Source organism: Methylibium sp. (assembly GCF_031393925.1).
Lineage (GTDB): Bacteria > Pseudomonadota > Gammaproteobacteria > Burkholderiales > Burkholderiaceae_C > Methylibium.
In genome coordinates this window covers 24,347-38,644 of record NZ_JANMWL010000227.1, presented here as the reverse complement: position 1 = coordinate 38,644, position 14,298 = coordinate 24,347, and the positions used below count along the sequence as shown (strand labels likewise).

Below are 14,298 nucleotides of genomic sequence, written 5' to 3'. Positions count from 1 at the left end.
ATCTCAGAGTCTGTGAACATTTGACGGCACGAATGCTGCATGTGTTTTCGCATGAGCAGCATCACGACCGAACCGAGCCCGAATGGGCACACAGGCGCACTGTTCGAGGGCTTGGCTGTTCCTGCGGATAGCACCGCTGCGCTGAAGCGCAGCACGCCCAAAGGTACGCCGCGCGTGCAAAGCGCGGTGCGCAACCAAGTCGAGCTGCGCGCCTGTGACCTTGACTCGGCGTTGCCCGCCGAGCACCAAGCCCGTGCCGTCTGGGCCTTCGTGCAGGCGCTTGATCTTCAAGCCCTGTACGCGCAGATCCGTGCCGTCCAAGGCAGTGTCGGGCGCGCGCCCATTGACCCCGCCATTCTGATGAGCCTAGGGCTGTACGCGACGCTGGACGGTGTGGGTTCGGCACGCGAACTCGACCGGCTGTGCGAGAGCGACGATGCCTACCGCTGGCTGTGCGGCGGTGTGGGTGTGAACCACCACACGCTGGGCGACTTCCGGGTCGGGCACGCGCAGTGGCTGGACGGTCAACTCACCCGCAACGTGGCAGCCCTGCTGTCCCAAGGCCTGGTCAGCATGAACCGGGTGGCCCACGACGGCATGCGCGTGCGTGCCCATGCAGGTGCGGCCAGCTTCAGGCGCCGCGAGACCTTGGGGCAACCGATGCAAGACGCACAGGCCCAAGTTCAAGCGCTCAAGCAGGAAGTGGCCGACGACCCGGGTGCAGGCACCCGCCGCGTGCGTGCGGCGCGCCAGCGTGCTGCGACCGAACGCGAACAACGCATTGCGTGCGCCCTCGAGGCGATGGACGAGATCGACAAGAGCATGTCGGGCAAGGGCAAGAAGCGCCAAGCCGACAGCCCCCAGGCCGACCCGGCGCGAGACGAGACGGCTCGAACCGAGCCGGTCCCGGACAGTCAACCGGTGGGCGAGCAAACCGCCGAGAAACAACCCAAAGAGGCCAAGCAAGCCAAGAAGCCCAAGGAGCCGCGTGCGAGCAGCACCGATCATGAGGCGCGCGTGATGAAGATGGCCGATGGTGGCTTGCGCCCGGCGTTCAATGCGCAACTCGCGGTGGACACCGGCACGATGATCGTTACGGGCGTGGACCTCATCAACTCGGGCAGCGACATGAACCAGATGCTGCCCATGCATGAGCAGCACCAGGAGCGCTACGCACGGGTACCAGATGAGTGGCTGGCCGATGGGGGCTTTGCCAAGCACGGGCACATCGAACAGCTCGAGTCGCGGGCCACCAAAGTATTCGCACCGGTGTGATCGCGCCCAAGGACAAGCAGCGTGATCGGTATGCGCCGCTGCCCGGCGACAGCCAGGCGCTGAGCCAGTGGCGCGAGCGCATGGGCACCGATGCGGCAAAACTGATCTACAAGGAGCGAGCGGCCAGCATCGAGTGCACCAACGCGCATTTGCGCAACCGCGGTTTGCAGCGCTTCAACGTGCGCGGACTGATCAAGGCGCGCGCCGTGTTGCTGTGGCACGCGCTTGCCCACAACCTGAAGCGAATGATGGCTTTGAGCTTCGCGTTCGCGGCCTGAAGACGCCGGAAATAGGCTGACGCGGCCCGCCTTTGCGGCCCATAAAGCCCTCCATCAACGCAAAGCCACCTCGACAGACGAATTCCCTGTCGAATCGAGTCGTCGCTTCCTCCCGCAAAGCGCGCAAGCCTCGATGCGTCGAATCCATCTGCAAAATTGAAACGTTCACGGGCTCTCAGGAGTCGTTCTTGGCGAACGGGTTGCGCGACGATTTCATTTCAATGCGCAGCGGGGTCCCGCTGAGCTGGAAGTGGGTGCGAAAGCGCCCCTCGAGAAAACGCTTGTAGGAATCGGTCACGTGCTCGAGTGAATTGCCGTGGATCACGATGATTGGCGGATTTTGTCCGCCCTGGTGGGCATAGCGCAGCTTGGGTCGGAACGCGCCGGCTCGCTTGGGCTGCTGGAACTGCACCGCTTCGAGGAGCAATCTCGTGAGGATCGGCGTCGGCAGCTTCTTCGTGGCCGAAACCCAGGCGTCGGCGATCGACTTCCACACGGGCCCCAGGCCCTGGCGCTTGAGGGCCGACATGTGGAGCACCGGCGCGAACTTCAAGAACGCCAGGCGCTGCTCGATCGAGCGTTGCAGCATCTCGCGCTGGTAGCTGTCGACCGCGTCCCACTTGTTGACCGCCAACACCACGGCGCGGCCGGAATCGAGGATATAGCCGGCGATGTGCGCGTCCTGGTCGGTCACACCCTGCGTCGCGTCGAGCAGCAGCAGCACGACGTTGGCGTCCGCGATGGCCTGCAGCGTCTTGACCACCGAGAACTTCTCGATCGCCTCGAACACCCTGCCCTTGCGGCGCAGGCCGGCGGTGTCGATCAGCTCGAATTTCTGGCCGCCGCGCTCGAAGGGCACGCTGATCGCGTCGCGTGTGGTGCCGGGCTGGTCGAAGGCCACCAGCCGCTCCTCGCCGAGCCAGGTGTTGATGAGGGTCGACTTGCCGACATTGGGCCGGCCGGCGACGGCCAGGCGGATCGGGCGGTCGGGATCGTCGAGCGCGCCCTCGGGCGGCTCGTCGAAGACGAAGTCCTCGAGTGCGGCTTCCAGCAAGCTGCGAATGCCTTGGCCATGCGCCGCCGACACGGCCAGCGGCTCGCCCACGCCCAGCTCGTAGAACTCGGCGAGCTGAATGCCTTCGAGCATGCCCTCGGCCTTGTTGGCCGCCAGCACCAACTTCTTGCCCGCAGTGCGCAGGTAACGCGCGATGTCGTGGTCTTGCGAGGAGACGCCGGCCCGCACGTCGACCACGAAGATCACCGCATCGGCCTCGGCGACCGCCTGGCGGGTCTGCTTGGCCATCTCCATGTAGATGCCGCTCTCGGCCGTGGGCTCGAAGCCGCCGGTGTCGATGCAGATGAATTCGCGCTCGCCCAAGCGCCCGTCGCCGTAATGACGGTCACGCGTGAGGCCGGCGAAGTCGGCGACGATCGCGTCGCGGCTCTTGGTGAGCCGGTTGAACAATGTCGACTTGCCGACATTGGGGCGCCCGACGAGCGCCAACACCGGCTTCATGGTTGCGGTCGGAACGCGAAGACACCGCCCGCTTGCGTCAGCACCACGATCGTGTCGCCCGCCTTGACCGGCGCGCCGATGATGGCCTTGCCATCGGTCGGCAGGCGCAACAGCGCCTGCCCGTTTTCAGGGTCGATGAAATGAACCTGTCCTTCGAAATCACCGAACACCAGCGCGCGGCCCGCCACCAGCGGTGCGCTCAAGTTGCGGTACAGCAAGCGCTCGGACGTCCAGGCGACATCGCCGCCGACGCGCTTCCAGGCGGAGATGCGGTCACTGGCATCGGCGCCGTAAACGAACTGCTCGTCGGCCGCCACGCCGGTCGTGCCGCCGACATTCTTGGCCCAAGTCGCCACGCCGCGCTCGGCATTGACGCAACCGACCGCCACCTGGAAACCGCGCGCACAGATCGTCTCGCCCACGCGCACTGCGGGGCCGACCAAGTCGGCCAGGCGTTCGACTTCATTGGTGCCGCGCGGCGAAGCGACCGTGGCCTCCCAGCGCAGCGTGCCGCGCAGGGGGTCGAGCCCGGCCAGGCGCGCGCCGTGCCCCACCACCAGCGTGTCCTTGTAGGGCAGCAACACGCCCGGCTGCAGCAGCGTGAGTGGATCGCCCGCGCGCTGCTGGACCCAGAGCTTGCGGCCGTCGAGCACATCGAAGGCCTGCACGCTGCGGTCGACGCCGAGCACGAACACGCGCTCGCCTGCTACCAGCGGCGGCGTCACCACTCGCGTGGGCAGGCGCGCACGCCACAGTGGCTTGCCGGCGTCGAGCACGACCAGTTCGTTGTCGGTGGTCACCACGCTGGCGTAGCGGCCGTCACTGCCGACGCCGGCACTGAGCTTGCCGTTCGCGTCGCCGCGCCACAACTCGCGCCCACCCTCGGCCGCCAGCGCGAACACGCCGCCGTCGGAACTGGCGAGCACCACCGCGTCGGCCGTGGCGGCCATGCGCAAGGGAAACCTCACCGTGCCCAGGTCGTGGCGCCAGACCTGGCGCCCGGCCACTTTCGGCGTGAGATTCTCGAGCGGTGTGGGTTTGGGTTTCTCGGGGCCGCTGGAACAAGCCACCAGCACCAGCACCAGCACCAGCACCAGCGACGCGGCGGCCCAGCAACGCAGGGCGCGGCTCACTTCGACGCTCCCGCGAGCGCAGCCGAAGCAGCCGGGGCAGTCGCGCCCGCAGCGGGCTCGTCGGGCGCGGCGCCTAACGACGTGAGCTTGGCGTCCACGAGACGCCGCAGGTCGAGCGACGCGTCCATTGCATCGTAGGCCGCACGGTAGGCGGCTCGGGCCTCGTCGGCCTTGCCCTGGGCGAACAAAATGTCGCCACGGCGGTCGGCAGCGAGCGCCATGAACGCCTTGTCGGCGTCGCTCGGCAAGGCGGCCAGCGCGGCCAGCGCCTCGTCGTATTTTTTCTGGTCGAGCAGCAGGCCCGCCAGCCGCAATTTCGCCAGCCATTGGTACTGCTTTTCGGTGGCGTTGGTCGCCACCCATTCGAGGCTGGCACGCGCGGCGTCGAGCTGGCCCTTTTCAAACTGCAGCTTGGCGGCCAGCATGCCGCCCTGCTCGGCGAAGGCGGTCGAGCCGTGGCGCTCTTTCAGGTCGGCAAAGACGCGCGCCGTCTTGTCGGCATCGCCGGCCTGCACCGCTTTGTCGAGTTCGTCGTAAAGCGCACCGGCCTTGACCGAACGGTCGCGCTCGAGCCACTGCCAGCCGTTGAAGGCAGCGAATCCGGCGAGCGCGAGGATGACCAGCCAAGTGATCAGGTTGCCGTATTGCTTCCAGAAATGCTTGAGCTGGTCGAGCTGTTCTTGATCCTGGAGGTTGAGAGGCGTGGCCATGCGTGTGCTTTGCGGGGGGCGCGAACGAAGCGCGGATTATGAACGGAGCATCTCGGCCGCCCAGCTGGCGGCGTCGGCGAGCGGACGCAAGGTCTGGGAAGCAACCGCGCCCTCGACGGCCCTGAGGGGCTTGAGGCCCACCATGCCCAGCGCCAGCTCGTCGGCACCGAACACGAGCGCATGCCGTGCGCCACTTGCGTCGGCCTTCTTGAACTGCGATTTCATGCTGCTCGGCCCGTCCTTGCCGGCGGCGTGCAACACCACCGCAATGCCCGCCGCGCGCAGCGCATCGACGACGACCATCGCCCACGGCAGGGCCGCCGCGCTCGGCACGATCGCGTAGGCATCGGGCACCACGGCCGGCGGCTCGGCGCCGACCTCGGTCAGCAGCAGCAGCAATCGTTCCATACCCAGGGCCCAGCCGACGCCGGGCGCCGGCTTGCCACCGAGCTGTTCGACCAAAGTGTCGTAGCGGCCACCGCCGCAGATCGTCAGCGGCGCGCCAAGCCGCTCGGTGACCCACTCGAACACCGTCAGGTTGTAGTAGTCCATGCCACGCACGAGGCGCGGGTTGATGCGGTAGGGCACACCGGCGGCGTCGAGCACCACGCGCACCGCGTCGAAGTGCGCGAGCGAGGCCGCTCCCAGGAAGTCCATCAGCTTCGGCGCGGCGTCCACCAGCGGCTGCATCGACGGGTTCTTGCTGTCGAGGATGCGCAGCGGGTTGCTGTGCAAGCGACGCCGTGCGTCGTCATCAAGCTGCTCGGCGTGAAGCTCGAAGTGCGCCACCAGCGCCTGGCGGTGCGCGCGGCGCTCCTCGGGCTGGCCCAGGCTGTTAAGTTCCAAGCGCGCGTCGGCCTCGCCCAGGCCGAGCGCGCGCCACAAGGCGCGGCACAGCAGGATGGTCTCTGCGTCGACGTCCGGGCCGGGAAAGCCGAGCACCTCGACACCGACCTGGTGGAACTGCCGGTAGCGTCCCTTTTGCGGGCGCTCGTGGCGAAACATCGCGCCGATGTAGTAGAGCCGCTTGCCGCCGTCGTAGAGCATCGAATGCTCGGTCGCGGCGCGCACCACCCCGGCCGTGCCTTCGGGGCGCAAGGTCAGCGCGTCGCCGTTCATCGAATCGATGAAGGAGTACATCTCCTTCTCGACGATGTCGGTCACCTCGCCAAGGCCGCGCACGAACAGCACGGTCGGCTCGACGACCGGGGTGCGGATGTTGGCGTAGCCGTGGCGGCGCATTACCGCGCGCACGGTGTCCTCGAGCCATTCCCAGCGCGCCGACTCGGGCGGCAGCAGGTCGTTCATGCCTTTAACGGCTTGCAGGGCTTCGGGCATTTCGTTTTTGCAGGAAGGAGGAACCGCTGGGAAGTGGAACAGCGCGACAGCGCCGCTTACCGCTCGCGCTACCTACCCCTCGGAAGCCAGCGTTCGCGGCCGCGGACGACCGCGTCAATGTCGCTCGAGGTTTGCGATTGCCTCGGGCGTCCGCGCGGCACCGAAGCGCCGCTCGATGTAGTCCTCGACCACGGTCTGGAACTCGGTGGCGATCGTCGCGCCGCGCAATGTCATCGCCTTCTTGCCGTCGATGTACACCGGCGCGGCCGGCGCTTCGCCGGTGCCCGGCAGGCTGATGCCGATGTCGGCGTGCTTGCTTTCGCCGGGGCCGTTGACGATGCAGCCCATGATGGCGAGCTTGAGGTTTTCTACGCCCGGATACCTGAGCTTCCACACCGGCATCTGCGCGCGCAAAAAGTCGTCGATCTGCTGGGTCAACTCCTGGAAGGTGGTGCTGGTGGTGCGCCCGCAACCCGGGCAGGCCGTGACGCTCGGATTGAAGGCACGCAGGCCGAGCGACTGCAGGATTTCGAGCGCGACCACCACCTCCTGCGTGCGCGCCTCGCCGGGCTGCGGCGTGAGGCTCACGCGGATGGTGTCGCCGATGCCCTCTTGCAAGAGCATCGCCAGGGCCGCAGTCGACGCCACCGTGCCCTTGGTGCCCATGCCGGCCTCGGTCAGGCCCAGGTGCAGCGGGTAGTCGCAGCGGCTCGCCAGCGCGCGGTAGACGTTGACCAGGTCCTGCACGCCGCTGACCTTGCAACTGATGAGGATCTGGTTCGCATCCATGCCCAGCTCGCGCGCATACGCGGCCGACTGCAGCGCCGAGGCGATCAGCGCCTGGTACATGACCTGCTTGGCGTCCCAAGGATGCGTGCGCTCGGCGTTGCGGTCCATCAGCGAGGCCAGCAGCTCCTGGTCGAGGCTGCCCCAATTCACGCCGATGCGCACCGGCTTGTCGAAGCGCATCGCCACCTCGATCATCTGCGCGAACTGGCGGTCGCGCTTGTCGCCCTTGCCGACGTTGCCGGGGTTGATGCGGTACTTGGAGAGCGCCGCGGCGCAATCGGGGTGGTCGGTGAGCAGGCGGTGGCCGTTGTAGTGAAAGTCGCCAATCAGCGGCACGTCGATGCCCATGCGGTCGAGCTGCTCGCGGATGTAGGGCACTGCCTGCGCCGCCTCGGGCGTGTTGACGGTGATGCGCACGAGCTCCGAGCCGGCGATCGCGAGCGCCTTGACCTGGATCGCAGTGCCGACCGCATCGACCGTGTCGGTATTGGTCATCGACTGCACACGCACCGGCGCGTCGCCACCGATCGTGACCACGCGCGCGCCCCAGCTCACGCGCGCCTGGCGCGTGCGGCGCAAGGCTGGCGCGGACACCGCGATCGCTTGCGCGTCGTCGAATTCGCCGCCTTGCACTGCTGGGTTCATTTCAGCTCCAACCGGGCCACGTTGTCGCGCGTCACCTCGAGCTGCACCGGCTGGCCACGGAAGCTCACCTGCGTGCCTTGCGCGTTGCCGATGGTCAGGCGCATTGGCAGCGATCCATCGAGGCCGGCCGCCTCGCCGGCCACGAGGGTGCGCGAGAAAAGTACCTGCCCGCTGCCGTCGCGCACCTCGACCCATGACTCCGAAGCGGCGCGAAAGCTCAACATGCCGCCGGCCAGGGGCGCCGATGCGGACGAGCCACCGGGAACCAGGAAGACGGTGTCGATCACCGGCGAAGCCGTGACATCCGTCGCAGCGGTCTCGCTGATCGGCGATGTGGTGGTGGATGCGGTGGGCGCGGTCGCCTGGGTCACATCCGGCGCTGCCGCACGGGGCAGGTTTGCGGCCTCGCTCATGGCCGCCCCCAGCACGCCCGTGATCGATGCGGGCCGGCTCGAGCCGCTGCCTGGCGCGCTGGCCGACGGCTCGGCAGCGCCCTGACCGAGGGACGACCAGAAACCCGCCGGCAGCACATAAATCACCACCGCTGCGATTAACAGAAAGATCGCGGCCAGCAACGGCAGGCTCGGCAAACCCGGACCTTGCCCGGAATCGTGGCCACTCGAGCGGTCGCGAAAGGGCTGGTTGAGCCGGCGCATCGCCGGATCGAGCACCTCGCCGCCCTGACGCGGCAGCCGTGCGAGCACCGGCTCGGCGTCGATGCGAAGCGTGCGGCACATGCTCAGGGCCAGGGCGCGAGCAAAGCCTAGATCGGGCAGTTCGTCGTAGCGGTCCGCCTCGAGCGACTCGAGCTTGCGCGGCGTCACCTTCAGCGACGCCGCCAGCACCGCCAGGTGCAAGCCCTGCTGTTCGCGCGCGGCCTTCAGCAAGGCGCCGGCACTGCCAGCGGGCGACGGTGACGTCTCACTCATCGAAGCCCCCACGCTCGAACGCCGACGCCTCGCGCGACTGCGGATAACTCGAGCGCAGCTGATTGCCCAGGTCGCGCACGCCCTGCGCGTTGCCGAGCCGGTTTTCGATGCGCGCTGCCAGCCACAGCGATTCGGCGTTGCGCAGCTCGGCGTTGTTGTTGACGCGGCGCACGTAGAAGCGCGCGCGCTCGTGCTCGCCGCGGCGGTAGAGCACGTCACTCAGGTTCATGGCCGTGGCCGGGTTGGCGGCATCGATCTCGTAGGCGCGCTTGAGCGTCTGCTCGGCCAGCTCGAGCCGGCCGGAGCGGGCCTCGCAGATGCCCTGCACGAGCAAGGTACGGCTGGGCGTGCGGTACTGTTGCAGGGCCAGCGTGCGCTGGAACATCACATCGGCTTCGGCGTGGCGGTTGCGCTGGCACAGGAACCAACCATAGTTGTGCAACACGTCGCCGTCGGCCGACGCCACGCCGAGCGCGCGCTTGAAGCTCTCTTCAGCCTGCGGATCGTCACCGAGCGCGCTGTAGATCAGGGCGCGCAGATTGAGCGCCTGCGGAAGGTCCGGGCTCGAGGCAAGCGCGCGCTTGATCTCCTCGAGCGCCGTGTCCAGCCGCCCTTCGGCGTAATAGGCCGACGCCAGCTCGAGGCGCGTGCGGGCGCGGCGCTGCGTTTCGTCGTCACCCGCGTTGTTGCCGCCGCGCGAAGTGTCCTGGCGCGGCTGCGCGTGCGCCGTCACCGGCGACGCCAGCGTCATCGCCAGTGCCAAGCCGGCCAGCAGCGCGATGCGCGCCGCAGCGAACCCTTGAAGCCTGCCACCGCTCATCGTGTCGTCTCCGTGTTGGCACCGCTCGAGCGTGCCTCGTTGTGCTGGCTTGCCGCGCCTGTGCTGCTCTTGGCATTCGCGCCGACGGGATGAATGACGATCGGCGCACGCGTCATGCGCTGGTCGGCATGCGTGCGGTCCTGCACCTCGCCGGCGAGCTGACCGCAGGCCGCGTCGATGTCGTCGCCCCGCGTCCTGCGCACCGTCGTGACCAGCCCGCCGTCGATCAGCACCTGCGCAAAGGCCTGCACCCGCGTCGGCGTCGAGCGCACCAGCCCCGAAGCCGGGAACGGGTTGAACGGGATCAGGTTTATCTTGCACGGCACGCGACCCACCGGCCCACGCTCGCCCACCAGGCGCAGCAACTCGCGGGCCTGCGCGACGCTGTCGTTCACGCCGTCGAGCATGCAGTACTCGAAGGTGATGAAGTCGCGCGGCGCGGCCTCCAGGTAGCGCTGGCACGACGCCAGCAGCTCGGCGATCGGGTACTTGCGGTTGAGCGGCACCAGCTCGTTGCGCAGCGCGTCGCCCGGTGCATGCAGCGACACGGCCAGCGCGACCGGGCAGTCCTCGCGCAAACGCTCGATCATCGGCACCACGCCGGAGGTGGAGACCGTGACGCGCCGACGCGACAGGCCGTAGCCGTGGTCGTCGAGCATGACGCGCAGAGCCGGCACCAGCGCGTCGTAGTTCTGCAGCGGCTCGCCCATGCCCATCATCACCACGTTGCTGATGACGCGCTCGCTCGAGCCGCGGCGTGCGCGCAGCACGTGTTCGGCATGCCAGAGTTGCGCGACGATCTCGCCAGTGGCGAGGTTGCGGCTGAAGCCCTGGTGGCCGGTCGAACAGAAGCGGCAACCGACCGCGCAACCCGCCTGCGATGAAATGCACAAGGTGCCACGGTCATGTTCGGGAATGAACACCGTCTCGATGGCGTCGCCACCGCCGACGTCGAACAACCACTTCACCGTGCCGTCGGCCGAGACGTGCTCGCTGAGGACCGCCAGGCCGGCCACGGTGGCGCGCGTGGCGAGCTTGTCGCGCAGCGACTTGGCAAGGTCCGACATCAGCGCGAAATCGGCCGCGCCCCGCTGGTGAATCCAGCGAAACAGCTGCGTCGCGCGAAAGCGCTTCTCGCCCAGCTGCTCGCAGTACACGGCCAGCGCGTCGAGATCAAAATCGAGCAGGTTGGCCGGGGTCATGGGGTGGTCCGCAGGTGAGGACGGCGCCGTCGGGCGTCGCCACGGCCACTCAACGGCCGTAGACGTTCATGCCGGGAAAAAAGAACGCGATCTCGACCGCAGCGGTCTCGGCCGCATCGGAGCCGTGGACGGCATTGGCGTCGATGCTTTCGGCAAAGTCGGCGCGAATCGTGCCCTTGTCGGCCTTCTTCGGGTCGGTGGCGCCCATCAGGTCGCGGTTCTTGGCGATCGCGCCTTCGCCTTCGAGCGCCTGGATCATGACCGGACCCGAAATCATGAACTCCACCAGATCCTTGAAGAAAGGACGCGCCTTGTGCACCGCGTAGAAGGCCTCGGCCTCGCCGCGTGACAGGTGCGCCATCTTCGCTGCGATGACCTTCAAGCCCGCGCCTTCGAAGCGCGCATAGATCTGGCCGATGACGTTCTTGGCCACAGCGTCGGGTTTGATGATGGACAAGGTACGTTCGGTCGCCATGTTCTCTCTCCGGAATCAGTGTTTTGACAAAGCCTTGGATTCTAGCGGCCGGGCCTGGTTTTCTTGATGGCAGGGCATGGCGCAAATGTGATTACCGACCGCGGCCACGGCCTCCTGCGCCACCGCCGCCACCGCCCATGCCACCACCACCGCCGCCACGTCCGCCCTGGCCACCGCGCCCGCCACCACCGCCCCCACCACCGCGCTTGCCACCGACCTTGTTGAAGTAGGCGTCGGCACCGATGTAGCCCACCGAGGTCTGCATCGGGTCCGGCTGCTTGGGCCCGCCCTTCTTGCCGCCACCGCCCGTGTCCGGTTGATGCGCGTCGTGGCGGCCGAAACCGGCGTTGATGCGTTGCGAGCCCTTGACGAAGCGCTTGTCGAAGGTCTGCTCGAGTGGATTGGGAATGGTGCCCACCGGGCCTCCATCCAGGTCGGGCTGCGTGGAGCCGCCGTGGCCAAAGCCCTGGGCAGTGCCCCGCCGCGGCCCCGTCGCAAAGCGCCGATCGAAGGTCTGCTCGAGCGGGTTGGGAATGCGCTCGAACGACTCCTCGCGCGCAACGTCGTCGCCATCGAGTGCCGGGCCGACCGGGCGCGCCTCTCGCGGATCACGCCGCGGTCCGCGTGCCTCGCCCTGCTGACGTTCGCGCGGCCCGTTCTGTTGCGGCCCGCGTGCGCCTTGGCGCACCTCCTGGCGGACGCCGCCCTTGCTATTGCCGCGGACGTTGCGGCGTTGCTCGCGGTTACCTTGCGGCAGGTCCGGGTTGCCCTGCGGCGTCTCGCGCGCCTCGCCGCGTCCACCCCCGGCGAGCTGGCGGATCAGCCGAAGGTCGTGTTCGCCGAGCTCGACCCAAACGCCGCGCTTGAGCCCGCGCGGCAACACCACGGTGCCGTAGCGGATGCGGATCAGCCGGCTCACCGCCAGGCCGACCTTGTCGAACAGCTTGCGCACCTCGCGGTTGCGGCCCTCGGTGATGACGACGCGGTACCAGCGGTTGGCGCCCTCGCCACCGCCGTCTTCGATCGACTTGAAGCCCGCCGTCTGGCCTTCGATCTCCACACCTTCGATCAGGCGCGCGCGCTGCTCCTCGTCGAGGCTGCCGAGCACGCGCACGGCGTACTCGCGCTCGACGCCAAAGCGCGGATGCATCAGCTGGTTGGCCAGCTCGCCAGAGTTGCTGAACAGCAGCAAGCCCTCGGTGTTGATGTCCAGGCGACCGACCGACTGCCACTTGCCGTTCTGCAGGCGCGGCAGTCGCCTGAACACCGTCGGACGGCCCTCGGGGTCGCTCTGCGTCACCACCTCGCCGGTCGGCTTGTGGTAGGCCAGCAGCCGCGCGGTGGGCGGCAGGATGCGCACGCGTACCGGCTTGCCGGCCACGGCGACGCGGTCGCCCTGGGCGATGCGCATGCCGACGTGCGCGACTTCGTCATTGACCGTGACGCGGCCGTCGGCGATCAATTGCTCCATGTCGCGCCGCGAACCGATGCCCGACTGCGCCAACACCTTGTGCAGCTTCGGTGCCTCGGGCTCGGGGCGCAGCACGCGCTTGGTGGAGAGTTCGACGCTGGCCTCGTCGTCGGGCTCGGGCGGCTCGGCGTCGTAAGCGCCCGAGAGCACCTCGGCAAAACGCTCGACCGCCTCGGCGGGGTCGGGCGCCGCGACCGGCGCGCGCGCGCCGTGCTCGGCCGGCGGTGCCGCGCCGTCGGCTGTGTCGCCGTCGATGGCGGCGTGCTCGGCGCCTTCGCGACCTCGGCCGCGGCGGCGATTGCGATTGCGACGGCCACGCTCACCGCCCTCATCGCCGGCCAGCGCTTCAGGATTTGCAGCCGCAGCCGCGCCCTCGCCATCGATTCGCGTCGACGTCGACGCCGTCGATGCCGCCGACACCTCATGCTTCGCCTCGGCCTCGGCCTGGGCCTGGGCCGGCACGGTCGAACCCTCGCTCGCCACCGGCGTGGGTGTCGCATCGTCACCCAAGCTCTCGGCCTTGGGCTTGCGGCGCCGCGCGGGCTTGGCGGGCGCTGCGGCGTCGTCGGCTTCGCGCTCGGCTGCAGGCTCCGCGGTCACCGTGTCATCGGCCGGCGCGACGGCCTTGCGGCTGCGCCGTCGGGCGGGTGCCGGCGCGTCGGTGTCGCTCGACTCGGAAAGGGCCGGATCGACGGGCTCGGTGGGCGGGTGGTCGTTGTCGTTCATGACGGTGCTGTTGTGCCGGCGTCGGCGGGCGGCAGGGTGAGGGCCGGGTTGGCGGCAGCCTCGGGGGCGGATGCTTCAGCCGTTGCAGGCATCGGCTCATCGTGACTGGTGGCAAAAGCGGGTTCAGCAGCGGTCGCGGGGTCGATCCCGGCTGCGGTCTCGGGGTCCGCTTCGCTTGCGATCTCGGTGGCCAACTCGGCACGTTCGGCGACCGGCTCGCCGGCTGCGCTTTCCAGCAGCGAGGCTTGCCCCGGCATCGCCGTGGCGAGCGCTGCGGCGCTCGACATGCCACCGAGCACCGGCAACTGTTCGAGCGAAGCAAGGCCGAGGTCATCGAGGAACTGACGCGTGGTGGCAAACAGCGCCGGGCGGCCGGGCGTCTCGCGGTGCCCGATCGACTCGACCCAGCCGCGATCCTCGAGTTGCCTGAGCAACTGGCTGTTGACCGTCACGCCGCGGATGTCTTCGATGTCGCCGCGCGTGACCGGCTGGCGGTAGGCAATGATGGCCAGCGTCTCGAGCGTCGCGCGGGTGTACTTCGGCGGCTTCTCGGGGTGCAGGCGGTCGAGGTAGCCGCGCAATTCGGGCCGACTCTGGAAGCGCCAGCCGCTGGCCACGGCGACCAGCTCGACGCCACGGTTCTCCCAGTCGCGCACCAACTCGTCGAGCAGGCCGCGGACGGTGTCGGCACCGAGCTCGTCATCGAACAGCGTGCGCAGGTCGCGCAGCGGCAAGGGCTGCTGCGCGCAAATGAGCGCGGTTTCGAGGACGCGCTTCGCATCCTGTGTATTCATCGGTCGTTCAGTCGTCCTGGCCGGCACCAGGCCGGTATGCGAGGAAACGGGCGCGACGCATGATTGATCGTCGCGGGGCCGGCCTCTTTGGCCGGGGTTGGCCGGGTTGGCCGCGGTTTGCACCTGTTGTCGGGGGGGACCGGTTGGCGGTCGGGCCGGACGGCATTCGCTCGACCGGCAGGGGCTGCATCAGCCCG

The 14,298-nt window shown here is 68.5% G+C and carries 11 protein-coding genes and 1 pseudogene; 1 reads left to right on the top strand and 11 read right to left on the bottom strand.

Features of this window, described 5'->3' with window-relative positions:
• The first annotated feature begins 51 nt into the window (after nucleotides 1-51).
• A pseudogene (locus RMO12_RS12030) lies at nucleotides 52-1,553 on the top strand (IS1182 family transposase).
• A 175-nt stretch (nucleotides 1,554-1,728) separates the two neighbouring features.
• Here the strand turns inward: RMO12_RS12030 and der are convergent.
• The 11 genes from der to scpB form a co-directional block, all read right to left on the bottom strand.
• Nucleotides 1,729-3,069, bottom strand: coding sequence for a ribosome biogenesis GTPase Der (gene der, locus RMO12_RS12025; RefSeq protein ID WP_309639478.1), 1,341 nt, complete (start codon nucleotides 3,067-3,069; stop codon nucleotides 1,729-1,731).
• Nucleotides 3,066-4,202, bottom strand: a complete 1,137-nt coding sequence (gene bamB / locus RMO12_RS12020) for an outer membrane protein assembly factor BamB (protein WP_309639477.1) — start codon at nucleotides 4,200-4,202, stop codon at nucleotides 3,066-3,068. The genes der and bamB overlap by 4 nt, the downstream gene beginning before the upstream one ends.
• The gene (locus tag RMO12_RS12015; RefSeq protein ID WP_309624309.1) at nucleotides 4,199-4,912 is read right to left on the bottom strand and encodes a tetratricopeptide repeat protein; all 714 of its coding nucleotides are present in this window, start codon (nucleotides 4,910-4,912) and stop codon (nucleotides 4,199-4,201) included. Before RMO12_RS12015 ends, bamB begins: the two co-directional genes overlap by 4 nt.
• Before the next feature lie 36 nt (nucleotides 4,913-4,948).
• A complete protein-coding gene (gene hisS, locus RMO12_RS12010; protein ID WP_309639476.1) occupies nucleotides 4,949-6,250 on the bottom strand; it encodes a histidine--tRNA ligase in 1,302 nt (433 codons plus the stop codon).
• A 114-nt stretch (nucleotides 6,251-6,364) separates the two neighbouring features.
• Complete coding sequence (ispG, locus tag RMO12_RS12005) at nucleotides 6,365-7,684, bottom strand: flavodoxin-dependent (E)-4-hydroxy-3-methylbut-2-enyl-diphosphate synthase (RefSeq protein ID WP_309639475.1); 1,320 nt, start codon at nucleotides 7,682-7,684, stop codon at nucleotides 6,365-6,367.
• Nucleotides 7,681-8,613: a RodZ domain-containing protein gene (locus tag RMO12_RS12000; RefSeq protein WP_309639474.1), complete on the bottom strand. Its 933-nt coding sequence runs from the start codon at nucleotides 8,611-8,613 to the stop codon at nucleotides 7,681-7,683. The genes ispG and RMO12_RS12000 overlap by 4 nt, the downstream gene beginning before the upstream one ends.
• Nucleotides 8,606-9,433 carry a type IV pilus biogenesis/stability protein PilW gene (gene pilW, locus RMO12_RS11995; RefSeq protein ID WP_309639473.1) on the bottom strand — a complete coding sequence of 276 codons (828 nt, stop codon included), beginning with the start codon at nucleotides 9,431-9,433 and terminating at the stop codon, nucleotides 8,606-8,608. The genes RMO12_RS12000 and pilW overlap by 8 nt, the downstream gene beginning before the upstream one ends.
• Complete coding sequence (gene rlmN / locus RMO12_RS11990; protein ID WP_309639472.1) at nucleotides 9,430-10,635, bottom strand: 23S rRNA (adenine(2503)-C(2))-methyltransferase RlmN; 1,206 nt, start codon at nucleotides 10,633-10,635, stop codon at nucleotides 9,430-9,432. The genes pilW and rlmN overlap by 4 nt, the downstream gene beginning before the upstream one ends.
• A 49-nt stretch (nucleotides 10,636-10,684) precedes the next feature.
• Complete coding sequence (gene ndk / locus RMO12_RS11985; protein ID WP_309639471.1) at nucleotides 10,685-11,110, bottom strand: nucleoside-diphosphate kinase; 426 nt, start codon at nucleotides 11,108-11,110, stop codon at nucleotides 10,685-10,687.
• 91 nt (nucleotides 11,111-11,201) lie between these two features.
• Complete coding sequence (locus tag RMO12_RS11980) at nucleotides 11,202-13,307, bottom strand: pseudouridine synthase (RefSeq protein ID WP_309639470.1); 2,106 nt, start codon at nucleotides 13,305-13,307, stop codon at nucleotides 11,202-11,204.
• Nucleotides 13,304-14,101: an SMC-Scp complex subunit ScpB gene (scpB, locus tag RMO12_RS11975; RefSeq protein WP_309639469.1), complete on the bottom strand. Its 798-nt coding sequence runs from the start codon at nucleotides 14,099-14,101 to the stop codon at nucleotides 13,304-13,306. Before scpB ends, RMO12_RS11980 begins: the two co-directional genes overlap by 4 nt.
• Nucleotides 14,102-14,298 lie beyond the last annotated feature (197 nt).

Coding starts and splice junctions, on each gene's coding strand:
- der (WP_309639478.1), bottom strand. CDS start 3,069: ATGAAGCCGGTGTTGGCGCTCGTCGGGCGCCCCAATGTCGGCAAGTCG.
- RMO12_RS12015 (WP_309624309.1), bottom strand. CDS start 4,912: ATGGCCACGCCTCTCAACCTCCAGGATCAAGAACAGCTCGACCAGCTC.
- hisS (WP_309639476.1), bottom strand. CDS start 6,250: ATGCCCGAAGCCCTGCAAGCCGTTAAAGGCATGAACGACCTGCTGCCG.
- ispG (WP_309639475.1), bottom strand. CDS start 7,684: ATGAACCCAGCAGTGCAAGGCGGCGAATTCGACGACGCGCAAGCGATC.
- RMO12_RS12000 (WP_309639474.1), bottom strand. CDS start 8,613: ATGAGTGAGACGTCACCGTCGCCCGCTGGCAGTGCCGGCGCCTTGCTG.
- pilW (WP_309639473.1), bottom strand. CDS start 9,433: ATGAGCGGTGGCAGGCTTCAAGGGTTCGCTGCGGCGCGCATCGCGCTG.
- rlmN (WP_309639472.1), bottom strand. CDS start 10,635: ATGACCCCGGCCAACCTGCTCGATTTTGATCTCGACGCGCTGGCCGTG.
- ndk (WP_309639471.1), bottom strand. CDS start 11,110: ATGGCGACCGAACGTACCTTGTCCATCATCAAACCCGACGCTGTGGCC.
- RMO12_RS11980 (WP_309639470.1), bottom strand. CDS start 13,307: ATGAACGACAACGACCACCCGCCCACCGAGCCCGTCGATCCGGCCCTT.
- scpB (WP_309639469.1), bottom strand. CDS start 14,101: ATGAATACACAGGATGCGAAGCGCGTCCTCGAAACCGCGCTCATTTGC.